Origin of the sequence: Herbihabitans rhizosphaerae (assembly GCF_004216555.1) — a bacterium.
Taxonomy (GTDB): domain Bacteria; phylum Actinomycetota; class Actinomycetes; order Mycobacteriales; family Pseudonocardiaceae; genus Herbihabitans; species Herbihabitans rhizosphaerae.
Genome location: NZ_SGWQ01000002.1, coordinates 774,378 through 789,408, shown reverse-complemented (window position 1 = coordinate 789,408; position 15,031 = coordinate 774,378). Strand labels below are relative to the sequence as shown.

Genomic DNA, 15,031 nt, shown 5'->3' with positions numbered 1-15,031 from the left:
CACTGATGCGAGTCTCTGTGCATGCCCGATCCGTCAGCCGTGCGGCTGGTCGCCGACACCTGGCTGCGCGGCCTGGCCGGACCGCAACTGGCGCGCACGTACTGGCCGCCGACGGATCGGATCGCGCCGATGTTGATGTTCCTGCCGGCCGACGGCATCGAACGCGCCGACCAGTTCTGCCGCGCCGTGTGCTCGGACGCCGGGGTGGTGGTCTTGAGCGTGTCGTACCGGAAACCGCTGTGGCCGGACGGGCGGTGCGACGCGATCCTGGCCACCGACTGGGCCGCCGACCACGCCCGCGACCTGGGCGCCGACCCCGATCGCCTGCTGCTGGCCGGCGACGGTGCCGGCGCCGAGTTGGCCGCGGCCGTCGCACGCACGCGAGCGGGGATGGCCGCCGCTGGTCCACCTTTCGGTCGACGAACTACTTCCCATCAACAGCGGAGGAGAGACATGAGCAAGGTCTACAGCGCCCATTCCGTCTCGGTGGACGGCTACATCACCGGCCGCGATCCCGGTGCCGGGCGGGGACTCGGCGACGGGACGATGCTCTTCGACTGGTACTTCGACGGGGACACGCCGAGCAAGGTCTTCGACGGGTTCACGCTGAGTGAGCCGAGCGCCCGACTCTTCGACACCATCGCCGCACGCGACGGCGCCATCGTGGCGGGACGCAACACCTACGAGGACTCCGAGCACTTCGGCGGCGGCAGCCCGCACCCGACGGCGCCGCTGTTCGTCCTCAGCCACCGGCCCGCGCCCGAGATCAGCGAGCGGCAGACCCTCGTCACTACCGGCATCGAGGACGCCATCGCCGCCGCTCGCGCGGTCGCCGGCGGCAAGGACATCGGGCTGATGGGCGGCGGCGTGCTGACCTCCGCGCTGAACGCGGGTCTGGTCGACGAGGTGATCCTGCACCAGATACCGATCCTGCTGGGTGGCGGTCGCAGCTTCTTCCAGGAGCTTCCGGAGCACGTGAACCTGCGGTTGTTGCAGGCCGTCGCGGCACCCGGCGTGACCCACCTGCACTACGAGGTGGTCCGATGATCCTGGTCACCGGAGGGCTGGGCATGATCGGCGCGCACACCGCCCGCGCGCTGGTCGACCTCGGACACGACGTGCTCGTCACCGCCCACCGGCGGGCCGAGGTGCCGTCGTTCCTGGCCGGCAAGGTCACCGTGGAATCCCTGGACGTCACCGACCGGGACGCGTTCCTCGCGCTCGGCGATCGTCACGAGATCAGCGACATCGTCCATCTCGCCGGCAGCATCCCCGGCGAGAACCCGGTCGACTATTTCCGCACGGACGTGACCGGGCTGCTCAACGCGTTGGACGCCGCTCGCACCTGGGGCGTGCGCAGGTTCGCCGTGGCCAGCAGTCTCGGCGCGTACATCGGCCGATCCGAGATTCCCTGGCACGAGGACCTCGATCTGCCCACCGCGGACCTGCCGCACCTGATCATCGCCTACAAGAAGGCCGTCGAGCCGCTCACCACACACGGCCTGCGGGGCAGTGGCGTCCAGCCGGTCGTGCTCCGGATCGGAACCGTCTGGGGTCCGCTGATGGACCCGGAATCACCGTTCAACCCGATCCCGCCCTACATCAGCGCCGTGCTCCGCGGCGAGCAACCGAAGCCGCTGTACGCCGACGACGGCGGTGACTGCTGCTACGCACCCGACGCCGGACGCGCGATCGCTCTGCTGACGACCGCGGAAACCTTGCGGCACAACACCTACAACGTGTCCAGAGGCAGGTCGTTCACCAACCGCGAGCTGGTCGATGCCCTGCAGACGATCACTCCGGGCCTGCGACTCGATCTCCTGCCAGGACGGCAGAACGGCCCAGGGGAGGACCCGTACCTCGACATCACCCGGCTCACCCAGGACACCGGATTCGAACCGGCCTTCGACATCGCCGCGGCGGTCGCCGACTATGTCGCCTGGCGCGCCGGCAACCCCCGCTGACGGTCTAGGTTCGGTACCTGTCCCTGCTGGCGCGCTGCGCCTGGGCGTAGGTCAGCAGCCAATCCGCCATGCCGGGCCAGGTCTTGTGGATCGTGGTGTCCGGCTCGACGTTCTCGTGCACGACGCCGGACGGTTCGATCCAGGACACGTGGTAGCCCTGGTGCATCGCGACGACGATCGACCCGGGGGCGAACAGGTGGGCCACGTCGTTCTCGGCGAGGTACTCCTCGGTGTACTCGGCCAGGTTGAGCGCGGTGGGGTAGTAGATGTCCGTGCCGCGCAACAACTCTCCCGCGCCACGGCCCATCAGCAGCAGGAACCGCTCGTACGGCTCGGACAGGGTGTCGACGCCGTGGCTGGCGCGCACCTCGTCCACCTCGGCCGGGGTGCACGGCGTGATGGTGGCCTCGGCGGCGAGGCCGAGGGTGATCAACTGCTCGGGGAGGTCGTCGAGGCGCACACGTCATCCTGACACAGGCTGGGCCCGTCCACCGCGGACGGGCCCAGCTCGGATTTCCGTTGTGTCACAACAGAACTAGAAGGTGACCTTCCAGCTGTCGAGGTAGCCGGTGTCGACCCGGTAGACGTCCTGGACGCGGAGTTTCCAGGTTCCGTTGGCGGCCTCGCTGGAGGCGTTGACGTTGTAGCTGGCGATCACGTTGTCGGCGCTGTCCGACGAGCTGCTGTTCTTGAGCCGGTAGGCGCTTCCGTCCGGTGCGATCAGGTCGATGACCAGGTCGCCTCGGTAGGTGTGCTTGATGTCCACGTCGACCTTGAGGGCGGACGGCGCGTTGCCGGCGACTTCGGTGACACCGACGTTCGAGGTGACCGCTGCTCCCGCATCGGGGATGTTCACGTTGTTCGTGTTCTCGAACGACTTGCCGCCAGGTGTGCCGCCTCCGAGTTGATCGGCGGCCGCCTTGATCGCGGTGGCGAACGTGCTCACCTCGGCGTACACACCCGGTGCGCTCGGCCGCGCGCAGCCGAGCCCGTGGCTCACGATGCCCACCTGGATCCACGCGTTGTTGGCGTCCTTGCGGAACATCGGACCACCGGAGTCACCCTGGCAGGTGTCCACGCCACCGGTGTCCAGCTTCCCGGCGCAGAGCTCCGCCGAGAAGATCAGGTCGCTGTAGTACGGGTCGGAGTCCCGGCACGCCACGTCGTCCACGAACGGCACCTGCGCCTTGAGCAGGTACCGCTGCTGCGAGCCGCCCTCGCGGTCGGCTCCCCAACCCGCCACGTCGAACGTGCCGGTGTTGTAGGCGTTCGTGGTCGCGATGGGCAGCGTGGCCGCGTTCGGAATCGGGTTGGCCAGCTTGATCAGCGCCCAGTCACCGCCGGTCGACGTGCCGTAGGTCGGCGACCGGTGCACGTAGGTCGAGTTGACCTTCACCGCGGCCGAGCTCTGCAGGTCGACGACGCCGTAGGTGGCCGTGATGCTGGTGTTGTCACCGGTCCGGCTCACACAGTGCGCGGCGGTGAGCACGATCTGCGGCGTGTACATCGCACCGCCGCAGCCCATGGACAACCGCACCATCCACGGGAACTCACCCTGTGCCGCACGGGTTCCGCCGACCACCATGGGGCCGAGTTCGCCCGGTGGCGGTGTCGCCGACGCGGCCGGCGCCGCGAAACCGAGTGCGACCGCCGCACCCGTGACGAGCACCGCTGCCCTCGCGAAGCTTCTCAGTCTTCTCAACTGCTCTTCCTTTCGAATGTCCACATGAAACAAATGCAGGGATGTGAACTACCTCCGAGGGTGGGAACCGTTGTGAGACAACACCTCCCACCCTCGCGAGCTTTCAGAAGGTGACCTTCCAGCTGTCGAGGTAGCCGGTGTCGACCCGGTAGACGTCCTGGACGCGGAGTTTCCAGGTTCCGTTGGCGGCCTCGCTGGAGGCGTTGACGTTGTAGCTGGCGATCACGTTGTCCGCGCTGTCCGACGAACTGGAGTTCTTGAGTCGGTAGGCGCTTCCATCGGGTGCGATCAGGTCGATGACCAGGTCGCCTCGATAGCTGTGCTTGATGTCCACGTCCACCTTGAGGGCGGACGGCGCGTTGCCGGCGATACCGGTGACGCCGACATCGCTGGTGATCGCGGCACCGGCGTCCGGGATGTTCACGTTGTTGGTGTTCTCGAAGGACCTGCCGGGCGGCGTGGTGTCGCCACAGGTCTGGCCGATCGCCCGCTTGGGACAGTCCGACAGCGACAGCAGGTGCATGACCGCCGCCTTGTTGCGCGAGGTCTCCCTGGCGATCACCTCGTCGCCGGGGTAGAAGCCGTCGATGCCGCCGGAGCGCGGGAACATCTCGAACGTGTACGAGTAGATCCGTTGGTCGCCCCACAGCCAGTCGTCGATCGAGCCGTCGGTGATGTACAGGTCGGAGGCCTGCTCCGGCGTGTACCCGTTGGTCTGCGCCATCGCGCGGCCGATCGTGGAGAACACCCGCTGATCGTCCGCGGTCAATCCGGGTGCGGTGTCGTCGTTGGTGTAGCCGTACGGCCACAGCACCAGCTCGCTGAACGTGTGGAAGTCGATCGCGGTGGTGATCTGCTGCTTGCCGAGGATGTTGCGGCCGCGCACGAAGTTCGCGATCGCCTTCACCTCGGGTGCCGACTCGCCGGCCGTGCCGCGGTAGGTGTCGCTGGACGTGCTGCCCGACGAGCCGCCACAGCAGCCCCATTTGTACGCCCAGTTGCGGTTGAGGTCCGTGCCGACGTACGACGAGCCGGAGTTCGGCTGCCGGTTCTTGCGCCAGCCCTTGTAGGTGCCGGTGGAGATGTCGAACTCGCCGCCGTCCGGGTTGACGTCCGGCAGGATCCAGATCTCCCGGCTGTCCACCATGGACTTGATCGCCGAGTCGCTGCCGTAGCTGTCGGTGAACAGGTTTGTCAGGTACAGCGCCATCTCGACGGTGAGGTGCTCGCGGGCGTGCTGGTGGTGGGTGAACAGCACCTCCGGCTCGTCCTCGTCGGTACCCGCGTTGTCGGAGATCTTCAACGCGATCAGGTCGCGGCCCTCGTGCGACCTGCCGTACACCTGCTTGGTGATCAGCCCGGGATGGTCGCGCACCGCCTTGTCGATCTCCGCGGTCATCTCCGCGTAGTTGTGGTACCCGGCGTCCGCGGGCGGGAAGTCGTTGATCCCGGCCGCACCGCGCGGTGTCACCTCACGCACTCCGGAGGCTTCGCGCTCGACCGTGTAGCCGAGCGCCTTGATCTTGTCGACCTCCTGCTGTGTTGCGGTGATGTGCAGGGCACCGTGCTCGGAGGAGTTGACCGCGACGCCGGTCTTGGTGATCGCGTCGCGTGCCTGCACGGTTCGGACATCGGCGACCCGGTACTCGGCCGCCTGATCGGTGGGTGGTGGTGCCTCGGCGCCAGCGCCGAGCGGCACCATGACGGTCAACGCCGCGATGGCGCCGGCCAGGATGGACAGACGTGTTCGTCTCACGTGAGACCTCCAACAGGGGGAGCGCCGGGCATGCGGCGCCGGAGGAAGGATGTGAAACAGGAATCCGCTCGGGCCCTCGGCACCGGTGTCCCGGTGTCACCGAGCGGCGGGAGCTCAGCCCGCGGCGTCCCGCGCCGTGGCGCGGCGAAGGTACTTGCGGAGCTGGGGAGCATGTCGACAGGCCATGCGTTCCTCCCGAGGTCACACACCGCGTACGAGGGTGTGTGAGTTGTCATCGTTACTGGTGGGGGCGTCGGTTACAAGGCTCCGATCCCGTGACGATCGCCGAAGTTATTCCCAGATGCGTATTCGGGAATGCCGAGATGTGCGCGAACGGGTGAGTGCGTGCCGCCGATCGGTTCGATCTTCCGCAATGCCCGGTTCGGCCGCTACTGTGCTTGAAAGGTGCACTACCGGCACCGTGTCACCGGACCGTCGAGGATCGGAGGCGAGCGACATGCGCATCGCGGATGTGTTGCGAGGCAAGGGTTCCGACGTTGCGACCGTCGACCCCCAGATGTCGGTAGCAGAGCTGCTGAGAACACTCTCCGAGCACAACATCGGCGCCGTGGTGGTGGTCGGGCCGGACGGGCTGGCCGGCATCGTCTCCGAGCGGGACGTCGTGCGCCGGCTGGCCGATCATGGCGCTGAGCTGCTGGAACGGCCGGTCGCGGAGATCATGACCGCGGCCGTGGTCACCTGCACGCCGGACGACACCGTGGACAGCCTCACCGTGCTGATGACCGAGCGGCGGATCCGGCACGTGCCGGTCGTCTCGGACGGCGAGCTGATCGGCATCGTCAGCATCGGCGACGTGGTGAAGAGCCGGATCAGCCAGCTCGACCAGGAACGCAGCCAGTTGCAGGCCTACATCACCCAAGGGTGACCAGGTGCCCCGTAATCTGCGGATGTGCATGGGAACCTGACCGCGGCGATGCCGTTCACCGGGCAGCACGTGCTCGCTGAGCTGTACGGCGTCGACCCGGGGCTGCTGGACGACGAGGCGTTGCTTCGGGAGGCGCTGAGCAGCGCGCTGATCGAGGCGAAGGCGACCGTGTGCGAGGTCGTGTCCAAACGGTTCGAGCCGCAGGGCGTGACCGTGCTCGCGCTGCTGTCGGAGTCGCACGCGTCCGTGCACACCTATCCGGAGAAGGGCGCGGCGTTCGTGGACATCTTCACCTGCGGTGACCGCGCGCGTCCGGTCGAGGCGCTGCGGCTGCTCGCCGAGAGGTTACACACCGACGACGTGCGGTCGACAGTGATCAACCGAGGAGTCGGCGCGTGACCCGAGTAGTGGCCGAGCCGCTGGGCGACGGCCTTGAGCGGGTGTGGCGCGTCGATGAGGTGCTCTTCGAGGCAGAGACGGCGTTCCAGCGGCTGCTGATCGCGCGCACCACCCACGGTGTCACGCTGTTCTGCGACGACGAGCGGCAGAGCGCCGAGCTGAGCCAGCTCGTCTATCACGAGGCGCTGATGGTGCCGGCGTTCCTGCTCGCCGAGCGGCTGGAGCGGGTGCTGGTGATCGGCTCCAGCGAGGGTGTGGCGAGCCAGCTCGCGGTCGCGGCCGGGGCGAGCACGGTGGACCACGTGGACATCGATCGCGAGTGCGTGGAGGCGTGCGCGCGGCACCTGCCGTACGGGTACACGCCGTCCGAGCTGGCCGCCGCGGTGGCCGGTGACGGCGCCGTCCGGGTGCACTACGCCGACGGGTACGCCTGGGTCCGCGATCTGGCGGCTACCACGGACGGCGCGCGGTACGACGTGGTCGTGGTGGATCTGCCGGATGAGCAGGCGGACACTGACGCGCAGCACAACCGGCTCTACGGCGCGGAGTTTCTGGCGCTGTGCAAGGAGATCACCACGTCCGGCGGGGTGGTGGCGGCCCAGGCCGGCTGCCCGACACTGTGGCGCAACGACACGTTGAAGCTGGCCTGGCGACGGTTCCACGAGGTGTTCGGCACGACCGTCTACTTCGGATCGGACGAGCACGAGTGGGCTTTTCTTTACGGGCGCGCGGACGAGGTCGACCCGCCCCTGGTCAAGCGACTCGACGCGCTGCCGTACCGCCCTGAGTCGATCGACGCGGCGACGCTGGCCGGTCGGCTCGTGCCGCCGCACACGCTGGTCAGCGGAACAGTTCTCGGGCGATGATCTCGCGCTGTACCTCGGAGGCGCCCTCGTAGATCCGCGGCGCGCGGACCTCGCGGTACAGGTGCTCCAGCGGGTGGCCTTCCTCGAGCGCCTTGGCGCCGTGCACCTGGATCGCGACGTCCACGGCGTGCTGCGCGGTCTCGGTGGCGAACAGCTTGGCCATGGCCGACGTGCGCGCGACGGTCGGGCCGGACGGATCGGCGTCGTAGTTGGCCGCCGCGTCGCGGACCAGCAGCCGTGCGGCGGCGATCTTCGTGGCGACGTCGGCGAGCTGGTGTGACACGCCCTGGAACTCGTGCAGGCGCCGGCCGAACGCGGTGCGCGTGCCGGCGTGTGCGATCGCGGCGTCGAGTGCCGCCTGCGCCATGCCGACGGCGAACGCGCCGACGCTGGGCCGGAAGCGGTTGAGCGTCTTCATCGCCACCCGCATGCCGCCGCCGATCTCGCCGAGCACGTGGCTCGCCGGCACGGACACGCCGTCGAACACGAGCCGGCCGATCGCGTGTGGCGCGACGAGCCTGGTGCGCTTGCCGGACAGGCCGGTCGAGTCAGCCGGGACCGCGAAGGCCGTGATGCCGCGCGACCCGTTCTCCGAGGTGCGCGCGAACACGGAGTACACGTCGGCGTCGGGCGCGTGCGAGATGAAGCACTTCTCACCGGTCAGCCGGAATCCGTCGCCGTCCGGGGTGGCGGCCAGCGCGAGCGCCGCGACGTCGGAGCCGGCGTCCGGCTCGGTCAGCGCGAATCCGGCGACCGCGATGCCCGCCGCGAGCCGCGGGATCCACTCGACGACCACGTCGGGGGCGCCGTCGGTGAGGATCGGGTAGGCACCGAGTCCCTGCACGGCGAGCGTCGTCTCCGCCTCGGTGCAGTGCCGGGCGAGCCCCTCACGCAGCAGGCACAGATCGACGGCCGATCCGGGGACATGGGCACCGTCGACGGTCGGGAAGACCGGGCCGAACAGGCCGGCGTCGGCGATGGCGGCGACCAGTGCCCGGTTCACCCGCCCCGGCTCGCCGCGCGCCGCGATGGCCGAAAGGTGTTGTTCGGCAACGGTTTCCGCGTTCCGGAGCAGGTCGGTCATGTCGCCTCCGGGATGACGGCCGTGGCGAGCAGCTCGATCTTGGCCGCGTCGTCGAACAACGCGGCGACGCCGAACAGCGCGATCGCGGGGTAGTGCCGGCCGAAGTGGCGGCGGTACAGCGGGCCGAGGTCGGCCAGCGCGTCGCGGTACTCGCGCACGTCGGTCACGTAGAAGGTCAACCGCACCAGGTGCTCCGGCGAGCCGCCGGCCGCGGTCAGCGCGGCGATCACGTTGCCGGCCGCCACGTCGAACTGCTCGGCCATGGTGGCACCGGTGATGGCGCCGCCTGACCCCTGCGCGGTCTGCCCGCCGAGGTACACCGTCCGGCCGGGTGCCGCCACCACGGCGTGCGCGAAGCCGACCGGCTCGGGCAGCCCCGGCACGTCGACGATTCGATGCGGGGTCACGCCGTTCACCTCCCGGTCCACTGTGGACGGCGGCCCTCGGACCAGGCGCGGTAGAACTCGCGGTGGTCGTCGGTGGTCATCAGCAGCGCCTGGGTGATCGCCTCCAGCTCGATCGCGCTGCCCAGGTCCATGTCCAGCTCGCGGGTCAGCAGCACCTTCGTGGTGGCGTAGGCGAGCGCCGGTCCGTCGGCCAGCCGGCGGGCCAGTTTCTCCGCCGTGGCACCGAGTTCGGCGTCCGGCACGACCTGCGTGGCGAGCCCGACGGCGTCCGCGCGGGCGGAGTCGATCTTGTCACCGAGGATCAGCAGCTCGGTCGCCCTGCCCAGCCCGACGAGCCGGGGGAGCAGGTACGCCGAGCCCATGTCCGCGCCGGCCAGGCCCACCTTCGTGAACAGGAACGCGAATGATGCCGACTCGGCGAGCAGCCGGAAGTCCGACGCCAGCGCGATCACCGAGCCGGCGCCGGCCGCGATCCCGTTGATCGCGGCGATCACCGGCAGCGGGCACTCGCGCAGCGCCTTCACCACGGCGCCGGTCATCCTGGTGAACTCCAGCAGCTCCGATGAGGACATCTTCCGCAGCTCGCCGATGATCTCCTCGACGTCCCCGCCGGAGCAGAAGCCGCGCCCCTGGCCGGTGATCACCAGCACCTTGGCGTCACCCCGGTGCGGCAGTTCGGCGAGCAGGTCGCGCAGGTCGGCGTACACGTCGAAGGTCAGCGCGTTCAGCTTGTCCGGCCGCGACAGGGTCACGGTGGCCACACCGTCGGCCACCTCGAAGTCGAAGTGCCGCCAGTCCTCGGTGAAACCGGGTGACGCGCGGAACGGGCTCATGCGGTGCTTCCTCCTCCGTCGAGGACCAGTGCGTGGCCGTTGATCGCGGCCGACTCGGGCGCGGCCAGGAACGCCACGGCGTGCGCGACCTCGTCCGGCTCCAGCAGCCGGCCCAGCGCGGACGCGTCGGCCAGTGAGTCCTCCGCCTCCTCGGCGGTCCGGCCGGTCTTCTCCGCGATCCGCGCGACCGACTGGTCGGTCATGTCCGTGCGCACGAACGTCGGGCACACCGCGTTGCAGGTGACGCCGGTGCCGGCGACCTCGGCGGCGACCGATCGCATCAGCCCGATCGCGGCGTGCTTGGACGCGCCATATGCTGCCGTGTAAGGGAATCCGGTGAGTCCGGCGGTCGACGCGACGGTCACGATGCGCCCGCTGTCCTCGCCGCGCATGCCGGGCAGGACCGCGCGGGTGCACAAGAACGCACCGGTCGCGTTGACCTCCCACTGGTGGCGCCAGTCGTCCAGCGTGGTGCGGTGCGTGGGCGCGCTTGCCGAGATGCCGGCGTTGTTGACCAGCACGTCGATCCATCGGTGATCTTTCAGGACGCCGGCGAAGAACTCGGCGACGGCCTGCTCGTCGGTCACGTCGCAGTCCGCGCGTCCGACGGCGAGCACAATGTCACCCTCGTCGCGAAACCGCTCGGCGATCGCGGCGCCGATGCCGCGCGTGCCACCGGTTACCACGACCACGCGGTCGCTCACGCGACACCGTCCAGGGCGCGGAGGGCTTTGCGGTCGAGTTTTCCGTTGTCCGTGCGGGGAAGCGTGTCCACGAACCGCACGTCGCGCGGCCGCTTGTGCGGGGACAGCCGCTCCTTGGCGTACGCCTCCAGATCGGGCCGCGCGTCGTCGCGGGTGATCACGTAGGCGCGCGGGCGGACCAGGCCGTCCTGCTCGTAGCCGACCACCGCGCATTCGAGTACGTCGGGATGGCCGATCAGACAGTGCTCGATCTCGCTGGGTGCGACCCAGATGCCGCCGACCTTCAGCAGGTCGTCGGCCCGCCCCCGGTACTGGAAGTAGCCGTCGGCGTCGCGGACGAACAGATCACCGGTGAGCAGCGTGTCGCCGGAGAACGTGCCGGCCGATTTCTCGGCGTCGCCGTAGTAGCCGTGCGCCACGGTCGCGCCGGTGATCTCCAGCGTGCCGACCTCGCCGTCCGGCAGCGTGTTGCCGTCCAGGTCGACGATCCGCGCGGTGTAGCCGGGCACCTCGCGGCCGATACTGCCCGGGCGCGGCGAGCCGGGCCGGTTGGAGATATAGATGTGGTACGCCTCCGAGGAGCCGATCCCGTCCACCACCTCGACGCCGAACGCCTCGTCCCACTTGCGGTGCAGCTCTGCGGGAAGGGCTTCGCCGGCCGAGGTGCACAGGCGCAGCGAACTCATGTCCACAGTGGACGCTCGGGGATGGGCGACCATCGCGCTCATCATCGTCGGCACGTTCACCAGGATCGTCGGGCGGTGCGCCTCGATCAGGTCGAAGATCTTGTCCGGTGTGCTGCGCTCGGCGAAGGCGATGCCCGCGCCGCCGACCCCGAACGGGTACAGCGCGGCCAGGTCGCGCGCGTAGCCGAAGAACAGCTTCGGCACCGGGAGCACGATGTCGTCGGGCTGGATGTCGAGCACGCCCCGGGCGTACCACTCGTGCGACAGGACCGCGCTGTGTGTCGGGTGCGGGCAGGCCTTCGGGCGGCCGGTGCTGCCGGTGGTGAACTTCCAGATGGTGAGATCGTCGCGGGTGGTGGGCGCGGGTTCGAGCGTGCCGGGTGCGTCGGCGGTCAATGTCTCCAGGGCGTGCTCGCCGTCGCGGAGTTCCAGGCTCGCGCCTCCGGCGACGAGCACCGGCACCCGCACGCCGGCTTCGCGCAGCGGCTCGAGTGTCACCGCGTCCGCGATGACAGCGACCGCCTCGGTGTAGTTCAGGTAGTACTCGTAGTCCTTGGCGCGCAAGAAGGTGTACACCTCGGCGGTGATCGCGCCGATCTTCTGCGCGGCGTACCAGGTGGCCACGAACTCCACGCCGTCCGACAGCGCGAGCAGCACCCGCTGTCCACGTCGGACGCCGAGGGACAGCAGCACGTTGCCGATCTTGTTGGTCAGCTCGGCCAACTCGGCGTAGGTGGTGGCCCGGCCCTGGCTGAGCAGCGCCGTGTGGTCGGCCCGCTCGGCCAGGTTCGCGTCCACGAAGTGGGACGCCAGGTTCAACTCTCGCGGTAGATCGTCGTAGGTCAGCACGGCCCCTCCAGCACGCACAGGTCGGCGCGACCGGCGCCGATGATCGTGTTCACCTCGTCGGCCGTGGTCAGGTACCCGCCGACCAGTGTGGTCACCCTGGCCTCGTTGCGCACCCGGTCGGCCAGCGCGGTCAGATACCCACGGCGGTACTCGGGCTGACTGTTCGGCACGGTGTGCCCGGCGGAGATCTGGATCAGATCGACTCCGGCCTCGGCGAATCGTTCGGCCATCGACACCCCGTCGTCCTCGGTCAGCCCGCCGCGCGCCCAGTCGGCGACGGTCAGCCGGATCCCGAGTGGACGGTCCTCCGGCCACACCTCGCGCACGGCGGCGAGCACCTCCAGCGGGTAGCGCAGCCGTGCCTCGGGCGAGCCGCCGTACTCGTCGTCGCGCTTGTTGGTCAGCGGCGACAGGAAGCTCGCCAGCAGGTGACCCTGCGCCAGGTCGAGCAGCGCGAGATCGAGCCCGGCGGCTGCCGCTTTCCGTGCGGCGTCGGCGAAAGCGGTGCGGACACTCGCCATGTCGTCCGCGTCCATCGCCTTCGGGACGGCCGAGCCGGGGGTGTACGGCAGCGTGGACGGCGCCAGCAGCGGCCACGCCTGATCGGCCGGCAGTGGGAGGTCGACGCCCTGTGTGGGTGGCCGGGTGGCGCCGCGCCGGCCCGCGTGGCTCAGCAGCACGCCGACGGTCGCACCCGTCGTCGGCCGCAGGCTGTCCACAGTGGACGACTCCGGTGTGATTCGACCTTCCGCTGAGACGGCGACCGGCCCGACCAGCACCAGGCCGACGCCGGTGTCGGCGGCGCCGGCGATCTTGTCCACGGTGGACACCTGGTGCACAGCCCGATTGGTCAGCCGCACGTCGCGCAGCTCCAGCGGCGCGAACATCGGCGGGGGAGTGACGGCCCGGCCGCCGGCGAACGAGGAATCAAGCGTGGCAACGGTTTTCGGGTCGCGCACGGACAGGCTGGCGTGCGTGATCCGGCCGCTGCGGGTGAGCAGGTTGAACGCGAACCGCACCGGCTCCAGGTGCGTGTGCCGGCCGACCCGCCGGAAGTACTCCGCGCTCTGGCCGGCCGCCTGCTGGAACCGCTCCACCGTGGGGGAGCGCTCCAGTTCGTAGTCCACCAGCGCCGACTCGATCGAGGCCGGGTGCCGCACGAACGCCTGCGCCAGCACGATCGAGTCCTCCATGGCGAGCTTGGTGCCGGAGCCGATGGTGAAGTGCGCGGTGTGCGCCGCGTCGCCGATAAGTACAGTGTTTCCAGCTTGATTCGCACTGTGCCACAGGCGATTGCGCACCAATGGAAAGTCCAGCCAGACCGACTTGTTGGACATCAGGGTGTGCCCGCCGAGCTCGTCGGCGAACAGGTCCTGGCAGAACGCGATGCTCTCCTGCTCGGTCATCGTGTCCAGCCCGGCGCGCCGCCACACGTGCTCCGGGCACTCCACGATGAACGTGGAGGTGTTCTCGTCGAACGGGTAGGCGTGCACCTGGAACAGGCCGTGCTCGGTCTCCCGGAAGATGAAGGTGAACGCGTCGAGCACCAGATCGGTGCCGAACCACACGTACTTGCAACCCTGTGGGGTGACGCTCGCGCCGAAGGTGGACTCGTCCGCCCTTCGCACGACACTGTTCACCCCGTCCGCGCCGACCAGCACGTCGGTCTCGGCGGCGAGTGCGGCGACGTCGTCCACCTCGACGCCGAACCTCAGCACCACGTCCAGCTCGGCGCACCGCCGCTGCAGGATCGCCAGCAGCCGCCGCCGGGCGATCGCGGAGAACCCGTGTCCGCGTGAGCGCAGCGACTCACCCTGGTAGTGGATGTCGATCGCGTCCCAGCGGGCGAACGTGTCGGTGATCTCCAGATACGTCGGGTAGTCCGCGTCCCGCAGCGCGCCCAGCGTCTCCTCGGAGAACACCACGCCCCAGCCGAACGTCGCGTCCGGCGCGTTGCGCTCCAGGATCGTGATCTCGTTCGCCGGATCGGCCGTCCGCAACAGGATTCCGAGGTACAGTCCGGCCGGCCCGGCCCCGACGATGGTGACTTTCATCAGTCGAGTACCTCGGCCAGTCGCTCCACCTCATGGATGTCCGACACCGTGGGCAGCAGGATCAGCTCCTCGCAGCCGGCGTCGGCGTACCCGCGCACGAAATCCTTGATCGCGCGCGCGGTGGTGAGGTTGCCGGCAGCGATCTGGGTCGCGAACGGGCCGGTGAACGAGTAGTAGTCGCGCAGGTAGTCGGTGCCGCGCTCGGTGTCGCCGAGCGCGAAGTAGCCCTGGCCCCACAGCGCCGGCTCGCCGGGCCGGCCGAGGTCGGACCACGCGGCGCGGGCCTTGGTCGCCGCGGAGGCGAAGGCGCGGGGCGGGCCGCCGCCGTGCGCGTACCCGTCCGCGTAGCGCGCCATCCGCTGCAACGCCGGGCCGCTGCTCCCGCCGACGAGCACCTGCATCCCGTCCGTGCCGCGACCGCGCAGATACGCGAGCTGCTCGGACAGCGTGGCGCCTCGGGTGCGGTGGTCCACGCCGGCAGCGGTGTAGTCGTCGCGCCGTGCGCCGACCGCGAGCCCGAGGGTGAACCTGTTGCCGGACAACGTGTTCACCGCTTCGGCCTGCTTGGCGAGCATCGCGGCGCCGCGCAGCGGGCCGATCGCGATCATGGTGGCCAGCCGTACCCGCGAGGTGATCGCGGCGGCGGCGGACAGCGCGGCGAACGGCTCGATGCTGTCGTAGACGAGCCGGTCGAGCACCGCGACCGAGGAGAACGGGCCGGCATCGGCGCGGCGGGCCCACTCCAGGAGCAGTGTCCCGTCCGCGCCGGGAGTCGTGTTGGGCAGACCGATGCCGATTCGCACAACGAATAAATTACACCGCAGCGGGGTGCGGTGTATAG

The 15,031-nt window shown here is 69.5% G+C and carries 15 protein-coding genes and 2 pseudogenes; 6 read left to right on the top strand and 11 right to left on the bottom strand.

Annotation, left to right across the window (positions count from 1 at the left end):
* Positions 1-21: 21 nt before the first annotated feature.
* The 3 genes and pseudogenes from EV193_RS34000 to EV193_RS09440 form a co-directional block, all read left to right on the top strand.
* Positions 22-366: pseudogene (locus tag EV193_RS34000) on the top strand (alpha/beta hydrolase); the annotation flags it as partial.
* A gap of 87 nt (positions 367-453) precedes the next feature.
* A complete protein-coding gene (locus tag EV193_RS33995) occupies positions 454-1,047 on the top strand; it encodes a dihydrofolate reductase family protein (protein ID WP_242613258.1) in 594 nt (197 codons plus the stop codon).
* Entirely contained in the window at positions 1,044-1,964 is a 921-nt protein-coding gene (locus EV193_RS09440) for an NAD-dependent epimerase/dehydratase family protein (RefSeq protein WP_130343589.1), read from the top strand. The genes EV193_RS33995 and EV193_RS09440 overlap by 4 nt, the downstream gene beginning before the upstream one ends.
* A gap of 4 nt (positions 1,965-1,968) precedes the next feature.
* Here the strand turns inward: EV193_RS09440 and EV193_RS09435 are convergent, their stop codons facing one another.
* The 4 genes and pseudogenes from EV193_RS09435 to EV193_RS09425 form a co-directional block, all read right to left on the bottom strand.
* Entirely contained in the window at positions 1,969-2,424 is a 456-nt protein-coding gene (locus EV193_RS09435; protein ID WP_130343588.1) for a hypothetical protein, read from the bottom strand.
* A 75-nt stretch (positions 2,425-2,499) separates the two neighbouring features.
* On the bottom strand, positions 2,500-2,730 hold the full coding sequence (locus EV193_RS33990) for a proprotein convertase P-domain-containing protein (protein WP_242613257.1): 231 nt from the start codon (positions 2,728-2,730) through the stop codon (positions 2,500-2,502).
* Between the two features lie 135 nt (positions 2,731-2,865).
* Positions 2,866-3,657, bottom strand: a pseudogene (locus EV193_RS33985) (S1 family peptidase); the annotation flags it as partial.
* A gap of 112 nt (positions 3,658-3,769) precedes the next feature.
* The gene (locus tag EV193_RS09425) at positions 3,770-5,422 is read right to left on the bottom strand and encodes a M14 family metallopeptidase (protein ID WP_242613244.1); all 1,653 of its coding nucleotides are present in this window, start codon (positions 5,420-5,422) and stop codon (positions 3,770-3,772) included.
* A gap of 457 nt (positions 5,423-5,879) precedes the next feature.
* On the opposite strand from EV193_RS09425, the gene EV193_RS09420 reads away from it, so the two are divergent.
* Genes EV193_RS09420 through EV193_RS09410 form a run of 3 tightly spaced genes read left to right on the top strand, consistent with a single transcriptional unit; the run spans position 5,880 to position 7,573 of the window.
* Complete coding sequence (locus EV193_RS09420) at positions 5,880-6,308, top strand: CBS domain-containing protein (RefSeq protein ID WP_130343587.1); 429 nt, start codon at positions 5,880-5,882, stop codon at positions 6,306-6,308.
* 48 nt (positions 6,309-6,356) lie between these two features.
* Positions 6,357-6,707 carry an adenosylmethionine decarboxylase gene (gene speD, locus EV193_RS09415; protein WP_130343706.1) on the top strand — a complete coding sequence of 117 codons (351 nt, stop codon included), beginning with the start codon at positions 6,357-6,359 and terminating at the stop codon, positions 6,705-6,707.
* The gene (locus EV193_RS09410) at positions 6,704-7,573 is read left to right on the top strand and encodes a spermidine synthase (protein ID WP_130343586.1); all 870 of its coding nucleotides are present in this window, start codon (positions 6,704-6,706) and stop codon (positions 7,571-7,573) included. The genes speD and EV193_RS09410 overlap by 4 nt, the downstream gene beginning before the upstream one ends.
* Here EV193_RS09410 and EV193_RS09405 read toward each other — a convergent pair.
* The 7 genes from EV193_RS09405 to EV193_RS09375 are packed head-to-tail and all read right to left on the bottom strand — an operon-like array spanning position 7,548 to position 14,993.
* Positions 7,548-8,657 carry an acyl-CoA dehydrogenase family protein gene (locus EV193_RS09405; RefSeq protein ID WP_130343585.1) on the bottom strand — a complete coding sequence of 370 codons (1,110 nt, stop codon included), beginning with the start codon at positions 8,655-8,657 and terminating at the stop codon, positions 7,548-7,550. The two genes, EV193_RS09410 and EV193_RS09405, sit on opposite strands and share 26 nt — an antisense overlap.
* Entirely contained in the window at positions 8,654-9,064 is a 411-nt protein-coding gene (locus EV193_RS09400) for a RidA family protein (protein WP_130343584.1), read from the bottom strand. Before EV193_RS09400 ends, EV193_RS09405 begins: the two co-directional genes overlap by 4 nt.
* A 5-nt stretch (positions 9,065-9,069) precedes the next feature.
* Positions 9,070-9,897 (bottom strand): enoyl-CoA hydratase family protein, encoded by an 828-nt coding sequence (locus EV193_RS09395; protein WP_130343583.1) that lies wholly within the window; start codon positions 9,895-9,897, stop codon positions 9,070-9,072.
* Positions 9,894-10,601: an SDR family NAD(P)-dependent oxidoreductase gene (locus tag EV193_RS09390; protein WP_242613243.1), complete on the bottom strand. Its 708-nt coding sequence runs from the start codon at positions 10,599-10,601 to the stop codon at positions 9,894-9,896. The genes EV193_RS09395 and EV193_RS09390 overlap by 4 nt, the downstream gene beginning before the upstream one ends.
* Complete coding sequence (locus tag EV193_RS09385; protein ID WP_242613242.1) at positions 10,598-12,136, bottom strand: benzoate-CoA ligase family protein; 1,539 nt, start codon at positions 12,134-12,136, stop codon at positions 10,598-10,600. Before EV193_RS09385 ends, EV193_RS09390 begins: the two co-directional genes overlap by 4 nt.
* Positions 12,130-14,190 (bottom strand): oxidoreductase, encoded by a 2,061-nt coding sequence (locus tag EV193_RS09380; protein ID WP_130343582.1) that lies wholly within the window; start codon positions 14,188-14,190, stop codon positions 12,130-12,132. Before EV193_RS09380 ends, EV193_RS09385 begins: the two co-directional genes overlap by 7 nt.
* Positions 14,190-14,993 carry an LLM class flavin-dependent oxidoreductase gene (locus EV193_RS09375; protein ID WP_130343581.1) on the bottom strand — a complete coding sequence of 268 codons (804 nt, stop codon included), beginning with the start codon at positions 14,991-14,993 and terminating at the stop codon, positions 14,190-14,192. The genes EV193_RS09380 and EV193_RS09375 overlap by 1 nt, the downstream gene beginning before the upstream one ends.
* Positions 14,994-15,031 lie beyond the last annotated feature (38 nt).